Origin of the sequence: Chroococcidiopsis sp. TS-821 (genome assembly GCF_002939305.1) — a bacterium.
Classification (GTDB): domain Bacteria; phylum Cyanobacteriota; class Cyanobacteriia; order Cyanobacteriales; family Chroococcidiopsidaceae; genus Chroogloeocystis.
Genome location: NZ_MVDI01000007.1, coordinates 64,181 through 84,038, shown reverse-complemented (window position 1 = coordinate 84,038; position 19,858 = coordinate 64,181). Strand labels below are relative to the sequence as shown.

General features: G+C 43.1%; 18 protein-coding genes. 9 read left to right on the top strand and 9 right to left on the bottom strand.

What is annotated here, in order from left to right; translation table 11 throughout:
* The first annotated feature begins 12 nt into the window (after window positions 1-12).
* Window positions 13-1,788, top strand: coding sequence for an ABC transporter ATP-binding protein (locus tag B1A85_RS17070; RefSeq protein WP_104547946.1), 1,776 nt, complete (start codon window positions 13-15; stop codon window positions 1,786-1,788).
* Here the strand turns inward: B1A85_RS17070 and B1A85_RS17065 are convergent.
* Window positions 1,785-2,384: an NTP transferase domain-containing protein gene (locus B1A85_RS17065; RefSeq protein ID WP_104547945.1), complete on the bottom strand. Its 600-nt coding sequence runs from the start codon at window positions 2,382-2,384 to the stop codon at window positions 1,785-1,787. The genes B1A85_RS17070 and B1A85_RS17065 overlap by 4 nt on opposite strands.
* A 144-nt stretch (window positions 2,385-2,528) precedes the next feature.
* On the opposite strand from B1A85_RS17065, the gene B1A85_RS17060 reads away from it, so the two are divergent.
* The 3 genes from B1A85_RS17060 to hisC all read left to right on the top strand — a co-directional run bounded on the left by B1A85_RS17060 (window position 2,529) and on the right by hisC (window position 5,838).
* Complete coding sequence (locus tag B1A85_RS17060) at window positions 2,529-3,311, top strand: Uma2 family endonuclease (protein WP_104547944.1); 783 nt, start codon at window positions 2,529-2,531, stop codon at window positions 3,309-3,311.
* 138 nt (window positions 3,312-3,449) lie between these two features.
* Window positions 3,450-4,715, top strand: coding sequence for a bifunctional sterol desaturase/short chain dehydrogenase (locus B1A85_RS17055; RefSeq protein ID WP_104547943.1), 1,266 nt, complete (start codon window positions 3,450-3,452; stop codon window positions 4,713-4,715).
* Between the two features lie 73 nt (window positions 4,716-4,788).
* Window positions 4,789-5,838, top strand: a complete 1,050-nt coding sequence (hisC, locus tag B1A85_RS17050) for a histidinol-phosphate transaminase (RefSeq protein WP_104547942.1) — start codon at window positions 4,789-4,791, stop codon at window positions 5,836-5,838.
* A gap of 61 nt (window positions 5,839-5,899) precedes the next feature.
* On the opposite strand, the gene B1A85_RS17045 is transcribed toward hisC, so the two are convergent.
* The 6 genes from B1A85_RS17045 to B1A85_RS17020 form a co-directional block, all read right to left on the bottom strand.
* The gene (locus tag B1A85_RS17045) at window positions 5,900-6,874 is read right to left on the bottom strand and encodes an XdhC family protein (RefSeq protein ID WP_104547941.1); all 975 of its coding nucleotides are present in this window, start codon (window positions 6,872-6,874) and stop codon (window positions 5,900-5,902) included.
* Complete coding sequence (locus tag B1A85_RS17040) at window positions 6,867-9,584, bottom strand: molybdopterin-dependent oxidoreductase (RefSeq protein ID WP_104547940.1); 2,718 nt, start codon at window positions 9,582-9,584, stop codon at window positions 6,867-6,869. The genes B1A85_RS17045 and B1A85_RS17040 overlap by 8 nt, the downstream gene beginning before the upstream one ends.
* A gap of 2 nt (window positions 9,585-9,586) precedes the next feature.
* Window positions 9,587-10,396 (bottom strand): xanthine dehydrogenase family protein subunit M, encoded by an 810-nt coding sequence (locus tag B1A85_RS17035; protein ID WP_104547939.1) that lies wholly within the window; start codon window positions 10,394-10,396, stop codon window positions 9,587-9,589.
* Between the two features lie 14 nt (window positions 10,397-10,410).
* Window positions 10,411-10,911, bottom strand: coding sequence for a 2-oxo-4-hydroxy-4-carboxy-5-ureidoimidazoline decarboxylase (gene uraD / locus B1A85_RS17030; RefSeq protein ID WP_104547938.1), 501 nt, complete (start codon window positions 10,909-10,911; stop codon window positions 10,411-10,413).
* A 213-nt stretch (window positions 10,912-11,124) separates the two neighbouring features.
* On the bottom strand, window positions 11,125-11,838 hold the full coding sequence (locus tag B1A85_RS17025) for a Uma2 family endonuclease (RefSeq protein WP_104547937.1): 714 nt from the start codon (window positions 11,836-11,838) through the stop codon (window positions 11,125-11,127).
* A gap of 44 nt (window positions 11,839-11,882) precedes the next feature.
* Window positions 11,883-12,533: a Uma2 family endonuclease gene (locus B1A85_RS17020; RefSeq protein ID WP_104547936.1), complete on the bottom strand. Its 651-nt coding sequence runs from the start codon at window positions 12,531-12,533 to the stop codon at window positions 11,883-11,885.
* A gap of 265 nt (window positions 12,534-12,798) precedes the next feature.
* On the opposite strand from B1A85_RS17020, the gene B1A85_RS25680 reads away from it, so the two are divergent.
* Window positions 12,799-12,933, top strand: a complete 135-nt coding sequence (locus B1A85_RS25680) for a hypothetical protein (protein ID WP_256387471.1) — start codon at window positions 12,799-12,801, stop codon at window positions 12,931-12,933.
* A gap of 71 nt (window positions 12,934-13,004) precedes the next feature.
* On the top strand, window positions 13,005-13,247 hold the full coding sequence (locus B1A85_RS17010; RefSeq protein ID WP_210404531.1) for a hypothetical protein: 243 nt from the start codon (window positions 13,005-13,007) through the stop codon (window positions 13,245-13,247).
* A 180-nt stretch (window positions 13,248-13,427) separates the two neighbouring features.
* Here the strand turns inward: B1A85_RS17010 and B1A85_RS17005 are convergent, their stop codons facing one another.
* Complete coding sequence (locus B1A85_RS17005; protein ID WP_104547934.1) at window positions 13,428-13,763, bottom strand: four-helix bundle copper-binding protein; 336 nt, start codon at window positions 13,761-13,763, stop codon at window positions 13,428-13,430.
* Between the two features lie 105 nt (window positions 13,764-13,868).
* On the bottom strand, window positions 13,869-15,290 hold the full coding sequence (locus tag B1A85_RS17000) for an NADP-dependent isocitrate dehydrogenase (RefSeq protein ID WP_104547933.1): 1,422 nt from the start codon (window positions 15,288-15,290) through the stop codon (window positions 13,869-13,871).
* A 366-nt stretch (window positions 15,291-15,656) separates the two neighbouring features.
* On the opposite strand from B1A85_RS17000, the gene B1A85_RS16995 reads away from it, so the two are divergent.
* The 3 genes from B1A85_RS16995 (at window position 15,657) to B1A85_RS16985 (ending at window position 19,734) form a co-directional block, all read left to right on the top strand.
* Complete coding sequence (locus B1A85_RS16995) at window positions 15,657-16,373, top strand: GUN4 domain-containing protein (protein ID WP_104547932.1); 717 nt, start codon at window positions 15,657-15,659, stop codon at window positions 16,371-16,373.
* Between the two features lie 184 nt (window positions 16,374-16,557).
* Complete coding sequence (locus B1A85_RS16990; protein ID WP_104548068.1) at window positions 16,558-18,126, top strand: GAF domain-containing sensor histidine kinase; 1,569 nt, start codon at window positions 16,558-16,560, stop codon at window positions 18,124-18,126.
* A 201-nt stretch (window positions 18,127-18,327) separates the two neighbouring features.
* Window positions 18,328-19,734 carry an IctB family putative bicarbonate transporter gene (locus B1A85_RS16985; RefSeq protein ID WP_104547931.1) on the top strand — a complete coding sequence of 469 codons (1,407 nt, stop codon included), beginning with the start codon at window positions 18,328-18,330 and terminating at the stop codon, window positions 19,732-19,734.
* The last annotated feature ends 124 nt before the right edge of the window (window positions 19,735-19,858 follow it).

Genomic DNA, 19,858 nt, shown 5'->3' with positions numbered 1-19,858 from the left:
TAAACAATCGGCATGAGAAGCCCTGGTTCGCTTGTTGCACCGGAGCAGAAAGCGAGTAAACAGTTACCGACACTACGACGTTTTCTTGGGTATCTGCAACCCTATCGAAAAGAAGTTCCTATTGCCCTCAGCTTAGTTGCTATTGGCGCAGCTTCGCAATCAATCGGTCCTTTTTTAGTGGGTTGGTCAATTGATAATTTGATTGCCCAAGGTAACTTACAAGGCTTACTTTTAATGCTTGTACTACTTGTAGGCGTCTACGTGGGCGGAATCATGGCAATTCGTGCCCAAATTATCCGTGTGGGCTGGATCGTTCAACGCCTACTTGCACGATTGCGTCAAGATATTTTTACAAAAGTTCAAACCTTACCGATTAGTTTCTTCGATCAAAGTGAAGCTGGCGACTTAATGAGCCGCTTGCTCAACGACGTGAGTGTTGTGAATCAAGCGTTTGGACAAACGATCGCCCAAATGTTAGGTAACTTATTTAGCTTGGCAGGCATTGTGATTGCGATGTTCCTGATTAACCTGCGCTTGGGTTTAGTGAGTAACTTAGTTGTCCCGCTGATGCTTGTTACTACCGGCTTATTTTCGCGCTGGGCAAGGAAACGATTTCGCGTGACGCGACAGACAATTGGCGAGCTTTCGACCAAAATAGAGGAAGATATCAGTAGCGTGCGCGAAGCCCAAGCCTTTAATCGCGTACAGCTAAATATTACAGAATTTAAAGCCTTGAATGCGGCAAACCGCGATGCCAACGTTGACGCAGTGGCAATTACCGCTGCTTTTTTGCCGTCAATTGACTTTTTGAATACACTAGCCACAGCCGGAGTTCTCGCTTATGGTGGCTATTTGGCGGTGACAGGAGCAGCGACAGTCGGAACTGTAACTGCATTTTTGCTTTACGTACAGCAGTTTTTCCGCCCGATTCAAATTTTGAGTCAGTTTTATACGCAAGCCCAATCAGCGTTAGCCGCAGTCGAGCGCATTTTCTTATTGCTCGACGAACCAGCTCAACTCAAGGACGCCCCCGATGCGATCGCAATGCCACCAATTCAGGGGGAGGTGACCTTCGAGCGAGTTTCCTTTGGTTACAATCCGAATCAGCTTGTTCTTAAAGACGTCAATCTGCGTGCAAAACCAGGACAAACGATCGCATTAGTTGGACCTACAGGAGCAGGAAAAAGTACCATTATTAACTTAATTCTGCGGTACTATGATGTGACGAGTGGAGCCGTCAAAATTGATGGCATCGATATCCGTAAAGTAACGCAGGCAAGCTTACGGAAACAAATTGGATTCGTTTTGCAAGACAATATCCTATTTAGTGGCACAGTTGCCGAAAATATTGCTTTTGGTCGTCCTGATGCTACCCAAGCTGAAATCGAAGCTGCTGCGCAAGTTGCTAACGTTCATGAATTTATTACCAGTTTGCCGCAAGGATACTCAACGCTGTTAGGGGCAAGAGGCGCAAACCTCAGCAAAGGACAGCGACAATTAATAAGTATTGCACGTGCTGTTTTAGTCGACCCGCGTATTTTGATTTTAGATGAAGCGACAAGCAGCATTGACACGCGTACTGAAGCTTTAGTTCAAGAGGCAATCGATCGTCTGCTGACAAAACGTACCAGCTTTGTTATTGCTCATCGTCTCAGCACGGTTACCAAAGCGGATCAAGTGTTAGTCATTCAACAAGGACAAATAATTGAAGGCGGTACGCACGCTGAGTTAATGGCGCAAGGTGGAGTTTATGCCAATCTCTACGCACTGCAATTAGGTGCAGCCTAAGCTTGCATTTGTAATGCAGCTTGATAAGCTTCTGGCGTGTTGAGATCGAGCAAAATTTCTGAAGTGTCAAAGTTGACGCGCTGAATTTGCGGATAAAACGTTTGGACGACTTGACGTAGACCTAAATTGGCTTCACTTATATTTTCTAGATGCGATCGCACTGACGCCGAAAATAATAGTGGATGCCCCAATTTCCCCTGATAGCTGGGTGCAGTAATAGGGACTTCAGAAGAAGACAGGTGTGTTTTCAGTAATTGTTGATAGATCCAGCTACTTCTAGGTTGATCGACAGCTGAAATCAACAAACAATCAAATTGTGGTACGTGCTTTAATCCTGTCAAAATCGAACTGACTTTTCCAGCACTGGGATAATGATTAATTGCTACGATAGTTCCTTCTGGAACTTGCGTTTGTTGGAAATTATGCAACCCTAATACAACAATAGGTACGATTTTGGCAAGAGATAATTGCTCAACTTGATACGACAACAAACTTTTACCATTTCGCCATGGTAAGCTAGCTTTACAAGTCCCCATTCGGCTTGATGCACCTGCTGCCAAAACTAATGCAAAGTAACTAAAGGTTTGCTGCGGCATTGTTAATGAGCGTGAAGGTTGGTAATTGCTCGCTGACGAACATCTTTAATTATCCAATGCCCAAAGTATTTGCGATTCAACATTCAATACTCTGAAATTTAGCTACGATTTACACGCAAATGTTTGTTGTTTTAGAGTCATCATATGATTCTGCAAAAGCCAACAAAAGAACTCACAATCACCTGGGAGCCTCTTCCAGATGACTTTGTGTTACCTGACGATCCTGTGGAGAATATTCAACAACCATTGCTTGCTGCGGCACTTACAGACGCGTTAGGAGCCGCAGGATATATCCAACCGGATATGCTCATCGGCTCAAATTTTGGCTTAGTTGCTACGGTCAATAAAAAAATTGTCGTTAAAGCGCCTGATTGGTTTTACGTGCCTCACGTTCAACCTGTCCCGCCAGAAATCATTCGTCACAGCTATACGCCCCATCTCGAAGGCGATGCAGTAGCTGTTGTCATGGAGTTCCTCTCGCAAGAGGAAGGCGGTGAGTTATCGATCCGCTCAACACCGCCCTATGGCAAGCTTTATTTCTACGAACAGGTTCTGCAAGTACCTACTTATGTCACTTATGACCCGTACGAACGAAGTTTAGAGGTACGATATCTAGAAGAAGACAAGTACGTTTTACATCGACCTGATGCTAATGGACGCTATTGGATTCCGCAATTAGAGTTATTTTTAGGAATTTGGTACGGCGAGCGACTGCGCCAGACAACCAATTGGCTCCGCTGGTGGGATGTAGAAGGTAATCTGCTGTTGTGGAGTGCTGAACAAGCTGAACAAGAGCGACAGCGTGCTGAACAAGAGCGACAGCGTGCTGAACAAGAGCGACAACGTGCCGAACAAGAGCGACAACGTGCTGACTTTTTGGCAGCTAAATTACGTGAATTAGGTGTCGATCCAGACGCGTTAAACTGATGTCGAGCAGGCGATCGCACTTGGCACGTAAATTCTAGACAGCGAAAGTAAGCTGCACTCTAAGATAATGAATGATAGTGCTACTTTTGCCCAAGAAGGCGGCAAAGATTATTAGTTGAGTGTTAGCGCAATAAATTTATGGTGTATTGGGTAACAGCGATTGGTTGGGGAGTAGGTTCGATTCTCTGGGCAGAAATCGTACGAGATCTGTATCACGTACTATCGCACCGCGTGCCAGCATTGTACCGACAGCACGTATGGCATCATCGTGTTTTTCGGCGGGATTTGACGTTTGCGAATGCGATGGTTTATCGTCAGGCACAGTGGCGCAATGATTTTCCTGAATGCCTTGTGATGTTAACACTCACTCTAGCATTGTGGTGGGTATGCTTCGTATGGATGCCTGCGTATCAATGGGCAGCTTTGGCAGGAGCGATTTATACATTAGGATTTCTAGTTAGCTGTATAGCGCGTGGTAGTGGTAGTGAATGGGCGCGAGAAGTCACCGACGTCACGCATAAACCTGGACGTTTTTTATCGCCTCCTGCAACTTGGTTCGTGAATCGTCCTTATCACTGGCGACATCACTTTGATGATGACCAAGCTTATTATTGTGGTACTTTCACTTTGGTGGATAAGTTAATGGGTACAGCACTCGCGCTCAAAGGCAAGAAAATTGCAGTCACCGGCGCCTCGGGAACTTTAGGGAAAGCTTTGTTACTTCATTTGCATCAAGCAGGCGCGAAGGTATTTGCCCTGAGTTCGCAATCTGAACCGATTACTTTGACAATTAACGATGAACCTTTCGCTATAGAAACCATTACCTGGAAAACAGGACAAGAAGCGGAACTTGCAGACTTCTTAAAGAAAATCGATATTCTTGTTCTAAATCACGGTATTAACGTTCGCGGCGAAAGAACTCCTGAAGCCATTTCTAAATCTTATGAAGTGAATACTTTTTCGAGTTGGCGGCTGATGGAATTGTTTTTTACGACTATCCGCACCAATGAAGACATTGCATTGAAAGAAGTGTGGGTGAATACGTCTGAAGCCGAAGTTAGCCCAGCGTTTAGCCCTTTGTATGAACTTTCTAAACGTGCTCTGGGCGATTTAGTGACCTTACGCCGCTTAGATGCACCGTGTGTAGTCAGAAAACTGATTTTAGGACCATTTAAGAGTAATTTAAATCCGATTGGAATCATGTCAGGCGATCGCGTCGCGCGACAAATTATTTCTTTAGTAAAGCGCGATGTCCGTAACATTATCGTTACAGTTAATCCGTTGACTTATTTACTATTTCCAATTAAAGAATTTTGCACGTCAATGTATTTCAGATTCTTCAGTCGTGCAGAAAATACTATTGCAGAAGTAGGAACGCAGAATGAGGTAATAGGTAATAGGTAATAGTCTTCTTTCTTCCAATTACCAATTACCTATTACTCGCGGTCTGGCTATTCAATCAAAGTTGATATCATCTATGAGTTTCTTTCGTGCTGCTGTTGATGCAATGACAGGTTACATTCCTGGGGAACAGCCTAAACCAGGAACGTCGATCGTCAAGCTTAACACTAATGAAAATCCTTATCCACCTTCGCCGCAAGCAATCGAAGTACTACGCAATCTAGATAGTGAGTGGTTGCGCCGCTACCCCGACCCATTTGCGAAAGATTTCTGTTGTGCTGTCAGTGAGGCTTTGGGTGTACCTGCGGAGTGGGTAATTGTGGGCAATGGTAGCGATGAGTTGCTCAATGTCATTGTACGGGCGAGTGCTGAGGGAAGCGATCGCAAAGTTGTTTATCCGATACCTACGTATGTTTTGTATCGCACATTAGCCGCGATGCAACCTGCAGAGGTTGTGGAAATTAACTATCCCGCAGATTTTCAGTTACCGATTGATGAACTTGTGCAGGCTAAGGGTGCAGTGACATTTATAGCGTCACCAAATAGTCCTTCGGGTCATTTGGTTCCATTGGCAGATTTGCGCATATTAGCAGAACAACTTTCAGGAATATTAGTGATTGACGAAGCGTATACCGACTTTGCCGAGTACTCGGCTTTACCCCTTGTGCAAGAATTTGAAAATGTAATTATTCTGCGAACACTATCGAAGGGATATTCGCTAGCGGGATTGCGTATGGGGTTTGGCATTGCAAATCCGCAGTTACTTGCAGGATTATTCAAAATTAAAGACAGCTACAACATTGATGCGATCGCAACTGCTATTGGTACTGCTGCTATGCGCGATCAAGCTTATAAAAATGCTTGTGCTGAAAAAGTGAAAAAGTCACGCGCTAAACTCACAGTAGAACTTAAGAATTTAGGCTTCCAAGTTCTTGATTCGCAAGCAAATTTTGTTTTGGCAACTCCACCGCAGGGAAACGCTGAACAGTTATATTTAGCACTGAAAGCACGGGGAATTTTAGTCAGGTATTTTCAGCAAGTTGGATTAGAAGATAAGTTGCGAGTTACTGTTGGAACGGATGAACAAAATCAAACTCTGATTGAGGCATTGGTGAGTTTAATGTAGCAATGTCACTTCCGGCTTTTTGAGGAGTAAACCACAAAGAACACAAAAATGTGTTGTTTATTTAAGTGAGAACGGTTGTAGTTACTAGATCTGACAAAGATTTACCTGTACCACCACGCCGCACTTTAATTAATTCAGCACAAATACTGACTGCGATTTCTTCGGGTGTCAAAGCACCGATATCTAACCCAATGGGCGCGTAGAGTGATGCTAATACCTCTGAGGGATATCCTTCTTGTTGCAACTGCTGACGTATCATCCGCACGCGCTTGCGCGAACCGATCGTGCCTATATATTGTGGTGGTTTCTGTAACAAAAGCCGCAAAGCTTCTAAATCATGTTGGATTCCTCGGGTTACTAGCGCAACATACTGCGAATTTGAGACATACTTTAGCGCAAATGTCAAGGGTTGGGCAATCACCTCAGCTGCTTGTGGAAACCGATCGCGTGTAGCAAATTCAGCGCGATCGTCAACTACGGTGACCCGAAACCCTATCATCGCTGCGATCGCTGCCAAAGGAACGGCAACATGACCCGCCCCCACAATCAACAGCGTTGGTAACGGCATCAAAACCTCTCTAAAAGCTTCATTCTCTTTGTGTCTTTGTGGTTCGTTATCCTCTATCTCCAAATAAGGCTGCGAATCTTCTGAAAACGGCGTCACCAAAGTTCCACATCCACCACTTGACAAAATCTCAATAATTTGCATTACTAACTCGACTGCCTCACCTCCACTCCAACGTTCTAGCCAAACTTGCATTGCGCCACCACAAACACCCTGAGTTTCGCGCTGCGACGCCCCAGATAGATCGATTTCCACAAATTGCTTTTCACCCGTCGCCAAAACTTCTAAAGCTTGGCGAATGACTTTAGCTTCCCCAGCGCCACCACCAATTGTGCCAATTGTGCGATCGCGACACACAAGCATTTTTGCTCCAACTTCACGCGGAACTGAACCTGTAACACTTACCACCGTGGCAAGAACCGCTGAACTTTGTTGTAAGGCTTGCGCCATTTGTTGGTAAAATTCAAGCATTCAAGGCTTTCCACACTCGTTCGGGTGTCATCGGAATTTGCGTTAGCCGCACACCTGTTGCATGGGCGACAGCATTAGCGATCGCAGCTGCGGTACAATTAGTGCCAATTTCTCCGATACCCTTTGCACCAAATGGACCATAAGGATCGGGCTGTTCGACTAAAAAGATTTCCATTTGCGGTGTATCTTTAGCAGTAGGTAAGCGATATGTTCGCAGTGCAGGATTTAAAATTCGCCCTGCATCATTGATGAGTAATTCCTCAGATAATGCATAGCCTAAGCCCATGACAATTCCACCTGTTGCTTGTCCGCGACAGATTCTTGGGTTAATTGCTGTACCAACATCAATGGCTTGTACGCAACGCAGAACAGTGATTCTACCTGTTTCGATATCAACTTCGACTTCTGCACCTTGCACTGCAAACGTCAAAGATGATTCATTAGCAGCGTGTTCGACTTCGACAACAAAAGGTTGTTGATTATGAGCGACAAGTTCTTGTAGTGTTATTTCTTGTTGTGGGGCAAGTACTTTATCTGCGGTGAGTGTGATATTTTCTGGTTGAGTGTCAAGAACTTTAGCTGCAAACTGTAAAATTTGCGATCGCATGGCAATAGCAGCTTTATTCACAGCTTTACCCGATATATAAGTCGTTGCTGACGCATACGAACCTGCATCAAAAGGTGTATGGTGCGTATCACCTGCAATCAGTTCTATATCTGCAACTGTAACACCCAAAACCTGTGCCGCAATTTGTCGTAATGAGGTATCAGCGCCCGTACCAACATCAATCGCCCCAGTTCTTAATTCGTATTTCCCATTGTTTTTTAAGGATAGCTTCACGCCTGCGCTATGAATTTTTGCCAAACCACTTCCTTGCATTGAAACGGCAAATCCCACACCGCGCCGCAGATGACCATCAACAGTAGGTTTCATTCCAGGAACATAGTTGAAGGCTTGCGTCACTTTAGCAAAACATTCAGGTACGCCATAGCTACCAATCAAGTGAAAATGGTCGTGCGCTTCTTCGCGTCCGAGGCGAATGATATCTTGAGGTTGAATAATATTTTTTTGCCGCAGTTCTATTGGATCAATTCCCAGTTTCTCGGCGATTTCGTCCATTTGCGACTCAACTGCAAAGGTTCCTTGCGTTGCGCCGTAGCCGCGAAACGCCCCAGCAGGCATTGTATTCGTGTAAACTGATAACCCAATAAATCGCTGATGCGGACATCGATATAAACCGAGGGGATAGCAACCTGTCAGGAAGACAACTGTAGGCGCGTGATTGCCATACGCCCCTGTATTAGCGATCGCTTCCATTTCTTGGGCGACTAGCGTACCATCCGCTTTGACTCCAGTTTTAACTCGAATCTGCATTGCATGACGGCTATTGGTGGCTGTAAATTCCTCTTCGCGGGTAAATTCCCATTGCACAGGCTTTCCAGTACGCAACGTTGCTAAAACGCATAAATCTTCAGTGAGAATTTCTTGTTTGTTGCCAAATCCTCCGCCGATTTGAGTTTTGAAAACGCGAACTTTGTCTTTTGGTAAATCAAATAGCTGTGATAGCACTCTTTGCGTATGAAATGGAACTTGCGTACTCGATCGCACTACCAAAGTTCCATCTTCTTCTAACCAACTTGTACTGATATGCGGTTCTAAATGAACGTGTTGTACGGCTGGTAAGTAATATGTATTTTCAACGATTAAATCTGCTTCGGTGAATCCTTGTTCAAGATCGTGCGTTCCCAGCGTAACTTTAGCTGCAATATTGCGTTGAGGATCGTAAATTTGTGATGATTCGGGTTCATCGTGAATCACAATCCCGCCATTCATTGCTTTGACAGGATCGATAACATGAGGCAGAACTTCGTAATCGACTTCGATAAGTTGACACGCTTGAATTGCGATCGCCACTGATTCTGCAACAACCGCTGCAACGCGATCGCCCACAAACCGAACTTTATTATCTAACAAATAATGATCGAGTGGATCGGGTACTGGATCGGCGTGTCCTGCTGTTGTATAAGGTTTACGCGGAACGTCTTCATAGGTAAAAACTGCGTGAACGCCTGGAAGGGCTTTTGCTTTTTCGGTGTCAATTGTACGAATACGCGCGTGGGGATAAGGCGATCGCAGCGCTTTAATATGTAACAATCCTGGTGGCGACCAATCTGCCGTATAGTCTGCTGCACCTTTAACAATCGCTGGTCCATCTTGTTTGGGAACACTTTTTCCGACAGGATTTTGACCTAAACAAGGTTGCGATCGTTGTTCTTTAGCTGCGAGAATACTTTCAACAATTGCTTCGTATCCGGTACAGCGACACAAGTTACCATCTAAAGCTTTACGTAATTCGGCTAGTGAAGTATATTGCAACTTTGCTGCACTCATAATCATTCCTGGAGTGCAGAAACCACACTGAAAACCTTGTTTTTCGAGAAAAGCTTGTTGAATTGGTGCTAATTCATCTGTTGCAAGTCCTTCAATAGTTGTTACGTCGTGTCCTTCTAGCTTCATTACAGGATAAATACAACTATGGACAGGTCGATCGTCAACCCAGACTGTACAACTTCCGCAATCACCCGATTCACAAACGCGGTGTACGCCTACCCAGCCAAGATCGCGCAGTAAAGTTAATAAGCTTGTTCCTGGGGGACAGTGTTCGGTGTAGGTTTTGCCATTAACTTGAAAAGTTACTGGTTCTTGCATATCTAAAATTCCAAAAGCGATCGCTGCATCAAAACTTTAGTCAGGTGTTGCCGATAAGTCGCACTTGCGGCATAGTCTTCGATAAAACAATCCAGCGGTAACTGTGCGTCAAGAACTTCCCCAATTTCATCTGCGGTAGGAATATAGGAAAATTCAACAATTTGTGGTGTTGGTACGCAAGCACCTAAACCAAATCGAAGTTGTGATGTTTGCGGATTATAAGCTGCAACAACAAGCGATATGGCGATTCCCGCCGTTGCGACACAAACTCGTTGATAACTAATTTGCCATTCTAAACTTGCTTGCGGAATCCAGATTTTACGCAAAACTTCGCCTGGGTGTAATACTGTCTGCTGAATTCCAGTTTGAAAATCTTTAGCCGCAACAAAACGCGGTGCAGCTTGCGGATGCCAAATTTCGTAGTTTGCATTTAGTGCTACCATGACTGGAGCAAACGTACTTGCTGGTATCGCTAAACAGATATTTCCGCCGACTGTTGCCATGTTGGTCACTTTAAAAGAAGCAAGTTCGTCAACCGCGCGAAACAAAGCTTTGACACCTGTCCAATTTTCTGGAAAATTCCACTGACGCAACTTTGCCATCGTACAAGTTGCACCAATACTTAATCCTTCTGAAGTGACTTCAATTTCTGACCAATTTAACTTTTCTAAATCGACTAATACTTTTAAATCAGGTTGTGCTTGTGTAAAAATCCACGTTCCTCCAGCTAGCCAAGACCAGCCTTGCGACCAATTTTCGACTTTATCTAAACTTTGAGGACGTAGGTAAGTTTGAATATTATGTAAATCCATTTAATTACTACGTATTATCGATCGTCAATAACTTCCTGAAGACGAAACAAAGCTATTTTTTCTATTTCTGCTAAAACTGTTTGCAATTCTGTCTCTTTTGTGTTTTCTAACCTTTGAGAAAAGCTTGCTAAAATACTTTCTTTTGTATGATTCTTGACAGCAACGATAAAAGGAAAGTTAAATTTTTCTTTATATGCTTGATTGAGCGAATTAAATTTATCGTACTCTTGTGGAGACAATCGATCTAAACCAACTCCAGCTTGCTCTTTTACAGAGGCTTCAGCCATCTTCGCTTTAGCACCTAAATCAGGGTGCGCGCAAATGAGCGCAAGTTTTTCTGCATCACTCGCCTCGCGAACCACATCTACCATACTTTGATGTAGTTTCTCTACATCAGTAAATGGTTTTTTAGCCCAAGCTTTCGCTGCAACCCAAGGTGAATCCTCAAATATCCACCCTAACGCTGCTACAAAGTCATCTTGATTCATCTGATTTAACTCAGATAGCAAATTCATCCACAATAACCCCGATGTCTATCAATGTTGTTTTTGACATCCAAGGTTTGACTCTACATCAAAAGCCATGATTTATTTGGATAATTTTATACAGTTTGCTACTCAAGTTTTTATTTTGGGTAGTGAGTAACAGATAACAAATAATTATTGATAAATATTTTTTCCAATTACCAGTTACCAGCTTTGAAGCGATGTAATTGTTGAGTAAAAATTTTAACTCAATAACTCGTCAGGATCGATACCCTGAGAACGCAATATTTCTGCTAAGCGTTCCGCGCGTTGACGTTCAGTTTCTGCACGCTCATCGCCTGTTGCGATTAAATTACCATCGCGATCGCACCACCGCAACCAAGTATCTTGTTTTCCTTCAAACACTCCATCCCACAAAGTCAATCCTAAACCCACTGGTTCCATCCAAGTTGTTTCTAACTCGGTGTAACTTGTAGCCCTCAACTCATGAACTCGTAGGAGGCGATCGCCTAACTGCTGCAAAGGATCGTAAACAACGTAGTAAGCAACACTAATACGGGCATAGTCCTTCATTTTACTGCCCAGTTCGTTACCCACTGTGTTAGAGACTATTTCAATGACAACTTCCGGTGGCTTACCAATAATCCGGGTAAAATAAGAACGGTTCTTCTTTTGTTGCCAATCTTGAGGAACCTCTACATCTAAGCTGAGTAAGATATCGGGTACTATGGCTGGTTTGTTGATTGCATAAAACAAGCCAACATTAGCGGTAACTAAAAACGGAATACCTGGTTTCCACGAACTGTATAAACAACTCGTCAAAAGTCGTTGCTGTTTTTCTGCAAGCAGGTTGATAAGTGTATCGTCTTCTGTCACCAAATGGCTAATATCAGGTTCTTCTACCCACTCAGCTTGTTCTTCTGGGGAAAAGAAATCTGTCGCTATTGATTGTGACATAGTTAGCTACCAATCTTGTGCTTAACAGTTATTCTAAAACAAGCTTATTGACTAAGATATTCTTGCACCCTTTTACGAAAGGCTTTAAGTGCAAGAGTTGTTCCTTTTGTCATTGCCATTTGTACAAATCGAGGAATTTCATCTTTAATTGGAAAATTTGGAAAAATTAAACTGGCTTCAGACTTAATATATTCATTACCTTCGAGTAAATTTATTTCTAGTAAATTATTTTCGTAACGCCAAATTTCTGGTACTTGCAACGCTCGATAGGCATTCAGTTTAGTTTTTGAAGTAACATCGATTTCAATTGCTAAATCAGGAGGAGGAGGATCGACGCTTAAATCTATTCGCTCTTTTCCTATCATTAATTTATAGTTCTGAATATAAAAACAATCGTCTGGTTCTACCCCCGCTGTCCTATCTTCACTCTTGAAGGTGGTTGAACCAAGAGGTTCCCAGTTTAAATTTAGTTCATCCAGTAAAATTTTTACTAAGTCCCCAATGATGACTTTAGCCTTTTCATGTTCTGGAAGGGGAACCATTATTTCTAACAAACCTTGAATGTATGCAACTCGACTACCGCGATGTTCTCCTAGCTCAATAAGAATTGTTTCAAACGCTTGCCAACTAATGTCCTCTAATATTAAGCGTTCGCCTGGCAAAACGCGAATTTGCTTGAGTTGCAGTGTGACCATATCGCTGTGGCTTTTAAATAGATGTATTTTAGCGAATTGATTAGAGTAAACTGTTTGCTACAAGGCTTTGAGAGAATATGACAACAGATATGCGATCGCTTCCTTTACCTCCTGGAAGTTTTGGTTTACCTTTCATTGGTGAAACTCTCAGTTTTTTGCGCGATCCAAATTTTATACAGCATTGACATAAGCAAAAACCAATTAGTTATATTTCTTTTGGTGTCGAGTACGAGAATGTATTAGTAAGGAGTTCGTTAAGCTAGAAATGAAGCTATTTGCAGTATTGTTAATTCGCGATTACAATTGGGAACTCGTTCCAGGACAAAATCTTAATATGGTTATGCTACCTACGCCGCATCCTCGCGATGGTTTAAAAGTAGATTTCTGGCGTAGGAATTAATGCAAAAAGTATTTTTACTAATCCGAGATAGCCTATTTTTTATACTGCTATTACTATTTACTTTATTGTTTATGCCTGCATCCTGGGCATCTATTTGTCGTAGTTACGGCGGTCATCAAATTTGTATTGTTAGTATAGAGCGCAGTGCAAAGAATTATTGGGAATATAAAGCGGCGATTAGTGTGGATGGTGTGAAGCAACCAATAGCAATATATAATTGCCGCGATCGCCTCAAATTACAAGATAAAAAATTCGTACAATTTAGTAGCAATGACCCTGGTTATTTAATATGTAGTTTTTTCAAAAATTATTAGTAAAGTAAACATTGGTAGTACAAATTTCTACTTCTTCGGTGTGGCAAATACTCGCCACATAACAAAAACTGTAAAACCTATATAAAATAATACAGTTAACCAATCTTGCCAACTACTATAATCATTCATTTTTTCACAAAAAAGTGTAAGCTATTAAAACTTACACCTTTTATGTTCGCATCATGCTGCCATTTCGTGACAAAGTTGAGCGCAGCGACGACAAGATTCAGCACAACGCTGACAGTGTTCGTCATCGTGTTTACCGCATTCGCTAGCACAGCGATCGCACGCTTGCGCGCAAACACCACACATTTGCTTGTGAAGTTCCGAACGACGCGACATCAATCGGGCGCAGAGGGCGCAAGTATCAGCACAATCACGACACCGCTTAATACATTCAGCCATCATCTGCACCATGTCTTCACTCAAGCAAGCGTCAGCGCAGTATTCACAATCGCGCAGACAATCCAAGCACGCCTGAATACAAGTGTCAAGTTGAGACTGTGCAGTTGTCATATTCAACCTCCGATAGCGTTCTTCTTATTTCAGCGTGACATAAGCGCATAAAATCAAGATGAATCCTGGTTTAATTCACCCTGAGAGATGCTATGAGTCAAGACGTTACTGAAAATGTTTAATAATCGCTTCCGCAAACTCGGAACACTTGAGTGGTTCGACGGGTGGGTCCATCAATCGCGCTAAATCGTAAGTGACTTGACGGTTGGCGATCGCATCGCTAATTCCCTGTTTGATTAAATCTGCGGCTTCTTGCCAACCCATATACTCCAACATCATCACCCCCGACAGAATAACCGAACCAGGATTAATTCGGTCTAATCCGGCGTGTTTTGGCGCTGTACCGTGCGTAGCTTCAAAAATTGCGCATTCATCGCCAATATTAGCTCCTGGTGCCATACCGAGCCCACCAACGACGGCTGCTGCAGCATCCGAAACGTAGTCACCGTTGAGGTTCATCGTTGCTAATACCGAGTATTCATCAGGGCGTGTCTGGAGTTGTTGGAAAACGCTATCGGCAATGCGATCGTTTACCATTACCTTATCTTTCCATTGCCCGTTACCGTGCGTCGACCAAATTGCATTAAGAACTTTTTCAATTTCTTGACAAATTACGGCTTGCTTTTCTGCCGTTAGCGCATTATATCCTGGTTCAATGAGTTGAGCATTTTCTTCAATTGAAATATCAGGGTTGGCTTCTTTATTACTCAAAATCCAAGATTCGCGTTCGGTAACGCATTCATTACGAAACTCGGTTGTTGCTAATTCGTAACCCCAATCGCGGAAGGCACCTTCGGTGTATTTCATAATATTGCCCTTATGCACCAAAGTTACCGTTTGCTTATATTTTGGCAAGCGTAAGGCGTGTCGAATTGCCCGACGAATCAAGCGCTGAGAGCCTGTTTTACTAATTGGTTTAATTCCAATTCCTGAATCGAGACGAATTTGTTTTTTACCATGTTCAGGACTAGCAGGAATCAACTCATTATTGAGTAAATTAATAATCCGTTCGGCCATTTCTGTACCCTGACGCCACTCGATTCCGAGATAAATATCCTCAGTATTTTCGCGATAGATGATGACATCAAGCTTTTCTGGATATTTGTGCGGTGAAGGTGTGCCTTCGTAATAGCGACAAGGACGTACGCATGCATATAAATCGTTAATTTGTCGTAGGGCGACATTGAGCGAACGAATTCCGCCGCCTACAGGGGTTGTTAAGGGTCCTTTAATTGCGACGCCGTATTCTTTGATTGCTCGTAACGTGTCTTCCGGAAGATACTGATACGTTCCATATACGTCACACGCTTCATCTCCGGCATAGACTTTAAACCAGCTAATTTGTCGCTTTCCTTGATAGGCAGTTTGCACAGCCGCATCTATAACCTTTTGACTCGCGGGCCAAATATCAACACCTGTACCATCACCGCGAATAAAGGGAATAATGGGATTATCGGGCACTATCGGTTCGCCATTCTCAAACGTAATGCGCGAACCTGTATCAGGTGGCGTAATCTTCTCATACATGATCTCAAACTCCTAGAGGGTGGCTGCTGTTATAGATGCTAGGTGATGAACACCGCTACAAAAAATCCTTCTTTGGAAGGCTACCAGATTTCACGTTTGATGTAACAGCATTTTTCACCAAGTTCTGACAAGCTTGAGCAATTTTGACTTGGAGAATGAAAAACTTTAGCGCGTGTCAGGTAAGAAATGAGTTCAATCACCAATTTTGTAAACTTGTGGCGATCGCCTACAGCTAATAGTTCAAGGCTGGAAGTAATGTAGTATTTCTCATCTAGTCTAAAAAAACCTGACCTCTGCTATGTTACGTAGACATGCACTGTCAGGTTACATTAATGATCGAGCCGTAACCGCGATCCTTATAAGGGCATGACTGATCCAACTACCGCTTTCGACACAAATTTCGACGTTTCTGCTTTAGCTTTGCAGTTAACTACAGGGTCGGAAAAAGTACAAGCGCAAACCATTGAGAAACTAGCGATACTTGGCACTGCGGGTGAAGAACTGCTAATGAAATTTTTACTGCAACGCCAATCTCACCCACCCACCTGGATTGATGGTAAAGCTTATCAGGTGCTTTACAACGCTGAATCGCCAGCTGCAAAAGAGTTTCTCCAAACAAATTTCCCGACGGGTATTGTACAACTCAACTCCGAGCAAGGTATTGACTACACGCCATTACAAAAACTCTTAGCAGACCAAGATTTTCAAGCTGCCGATCGTCTCACCTTACAAAAGCTTTGCGAATTAGCAGGACCTGCTGCAATTCAAAGAAAATGGTTATATTTTACCGAAGTAGAAAATTTTACCAATACTGACCTCCAAACCATCAATAAGTTGTGGTTAATTCACTCTGAGGGTAAATTTGGTTTTTCAGTCCAACGCGAAATTTGGCTTGGTGTCGGCAAAAACTGGGAAAAGCTTTGGCCTAAAATCGGTTGGAAATCAGGCAATAACTGGACTCGCTATCCTAACGAGTTTACTTGGAATCTCAGTGCTCCTAGAGGTCACCTACCTTTATCTAATCAACTACGCGGCGTGCGCGTTATGGCATCATTGCTAGCACATCCGGCTTGGGAGCGTTGAGCGCATTGAAAAGATAGAATTTGTTTTTTGGAGCTTCTTTCAGGCTTCTCACCTCGGCGCAAGCGTTCTTTCTAAGATTGTTCATCTCTATTGCGGATTGGGAATCTTAGAGAAAGTAGAATCCCGAATACCAGGGTTAGATCAAACACATTTACGTTCAAATATTGAGCTAGGGGTGGTCACAGTGGAGCCTGAGAGAAAAATAACACAGGAACTAGAACAGCATTTAAAAATATTCTCAGATTTAGGTAGCTTAGAAACTCAAACAATTCCTATCTTTGATGCAGCTACTCAAACAGCTGCTGATTTTTTAGAAGTGCCGATTTGCATTCTCGGATTTTTAAATCAGAATACTTTTTGGTTCAAATCAGCAGTCGGTCTGTCGCGCCTAGGATTGCGAAGTAAAATTGCTCAAGAGCGTCAACTCTCACGGCAAGAGGCTTTTGTGGCGCACGTAGTAGAAAACCAAAAAATTTTGGCCATTGATGACACACTCAACTTCAATCCAGTTTTTGCTAATAGCGTCTTAGTACAACAATATGGTATCCGTGCTTATATAGGTGCACCCTTGGTGAATTTATCAGGACAGTGTTTGGGTGCGATCGCCATCATGGATCTCAAACCCCGTAATTTTACGCTGCGAGACATGAAGTTTCTAGAACTTATGGCATGCTGGAGTATGAGTGAACTTGAGCGTTACCAATTGCTTAAGGGCATTCACCCGCCGGATAATCCTTGTCTTGCAGCACCTTTAGAATCGACAAACACTGCTGGCATGGTTCCTACGAACACCCAAGCCAATTCTTCGCCTGTTGCTACATCAACTCACAATGACGAACGCATAACGCACGCCGTATCTACTGAACAAGAAAACAGCGAATATCTTTCTACTAATCAAGTCAAACTTGAACTACTATCACAGCTAACACAAGAATTACGAACACCCCTGACCTCAGTATTAGGAATGGCAAGCGTTGTCAGTCGCGAAATTTATGGTCCTTTAACAAGGAAGCAAAAGGAGTATTTAGAGATTATTGAGAATAGCGGACGCCACTTGTTAAGTCTAGTGAACGAAATTTCCGAGCTAGGAACATTAGACAGTAACTTTGCTGCACTGAATCTCACTTCTGTAGAGATCGAAATGTTATGTCAGCAAGTTATCAGTGCTTTGTCGGAGACAGCGAGACGGCGCGAACAACAAATTGATTTATCCTTAGAACCAGGACGCAGTCGCACCTGGATTTTAGACAAAGACAAAATCAAGCAATTGCTATATCAGCTCATATTTTATATCACTCAAATTGCCGCTACTGGCAGCATAATTCATATTCATGTTTCACATAAAAGTAATGGATTGCATTTTGCCATTTGGGCGTCTCATCCTTGGCTAGAACAAGGTTTAACTCAAGCCGAACCTGCACTTCGTCAGATTTTACCTTCTTTTGCAGATCGCGTTACCACAGCTGATAGCATTCAGGCACAGTCAGCAGATGGCGATCGCCTGCCTGTTCTCGCCACTCAAGTGTTAAATGCTGCACATGCCATGAATTCAGCTGATGCAGAAGTCGCACAAAAGCACAATCCACTAGAAGGACTCTATCACTCTAGTAACAGTCTGCGCTTGCTCCTAAGTTGCGATCTGGCAAAATTACATGGAGGAACAATAAATCTTCAAGGATCGCCAGAATCAGGATATCGTTATGTCGTTGTGCTACCTGAGCTTACAGCTCCCACAACAGAAGAAACTATTTAGCATTCAGTTGGGGGGTGTTGTGTATAAAGAATTAAATCGCTATAATTGCAAGCTTATATTTTTAGGCAAGTTTTTAACGAATATATCGTTACTAGGCGGTTGCTGCCTCAAAAATTCTTAGCAGGCAACATTCTGCAAAGCTTGTTGGACTTAAGCATATAAGCATATCAGAACCTTAACACCCCAAACGATTCGATCATCATGAATGCATTTTGGCAACAATTCACGTTAACTCATATACCGCTGCAAAATTGGCGCAGTGGAAGTTACTTGCACCGATCAGTAGTTGGGATATTGCGTTCTTGGCGACAAAGTAGCCTGCTGATGCAATGGGCGGATGAAATTGCTGCCGTACTTTTGAGCTTAGTGTTTGTTTTAGCACCTTTTGTGTCGAGTACGCTTATTGGCTTGCTTTTAGCTGCTTGTGGTGGTTTTTGGTTATTGATTACTCTTACCGATCTCCGCGATCAGCCGAAACTAACGCCAGTTCACTTACTTGTTTTGCTCTACTGGGGAATTGCAACTGTCGCAACAGCGCTATCACCTGTCAAAACCGCAGCTTTTGTAGGCTGGACAAAGCTAACGCTGTACTTACTATTGTTTGCCCTAACCGCGCGAGTTCTGCGATCGCCGCGAATTCGTAGTTGGATGATTGCCATCTATTTACATATAGCACTCATCGTCAGCGTCTATGGGCTGCGACAATGGTTTTTTGGGGCAACGGCACTCGCCACTTGGGTAGATCCTGAGTCGCCTTTATCAAAAACAACTCGCGTTTACAGCTATTTAGGCAATCCAAACTTACTGGCAGGATATTTATTACCCGCGATCGCCTTGAGTGCAATGGCAATTTTTGCTTGGCGCGGCTGGATTCCTAAAGCCTTAGCACTTACGATGTTTTTAGTCAATACTATTTGTTTAGTCTTAACGTTTAGTCGCGGCGGCTGGATTGGTTTACTTGCATTAGTTGTTACTTTGTTGGTATTGCTGGTGTATTGGCTGAGTATTCAACTACCACCATTTTGGCGCAAGTGGTCATTGCCAATTTTATTAGCAGGGATGTTGGGTGTTTTAATTTTGGCGATGTTATTTGTCGAACCTGTGCGCGATCGCGTGTTGAGTATTTTTGCAGGACGCGGCGACAGCAGCAACAACTTTCGTATCAATGTTTGGCTTGCTGTCATTGAAATGATTCGCGATCGCCCAATTTTAGGAATTGGTCCAGGAAACACGGCTTTTAACAGAATTTACCCACTTTACCAGCAACCGCGATATACAGCTTTAAGTGCTTACTCAGTACCTTTGGAAATTGCTGTGGAAACGGGCTTCATTGGTTTATTTTGTTTTCTCTGGTTAGTTATCGTCCTCTTCAGCCAAGGATTGACGCAGTTGCACCGATTGCGTCAGCAAAACAATCGAGAAGGATTTTGGTTAATAGCTGCGATCGCGATCGTAGTTGGCATGTTAGCCCACGGTACAGTAGATACTGTTTGGTATCGACCTGAGGTGAGTACGCTGTGGTGGTTCACCGTTGCTCTCATTACAAGTTACCTTCATGCTCCAGCAACCGAACCAACACAAACTAATCTGGCAACAGTTACACAATAAACCTCATACACATTATTCAATAACAAAACAAAGCCTTGGATTTCCAATTCCCAAGGCTTTTTGTTATTCAACGTATTTTATCTACTTTTCTGTAGCTCTCTATCACGCTTTTTTTAGTTCTTTC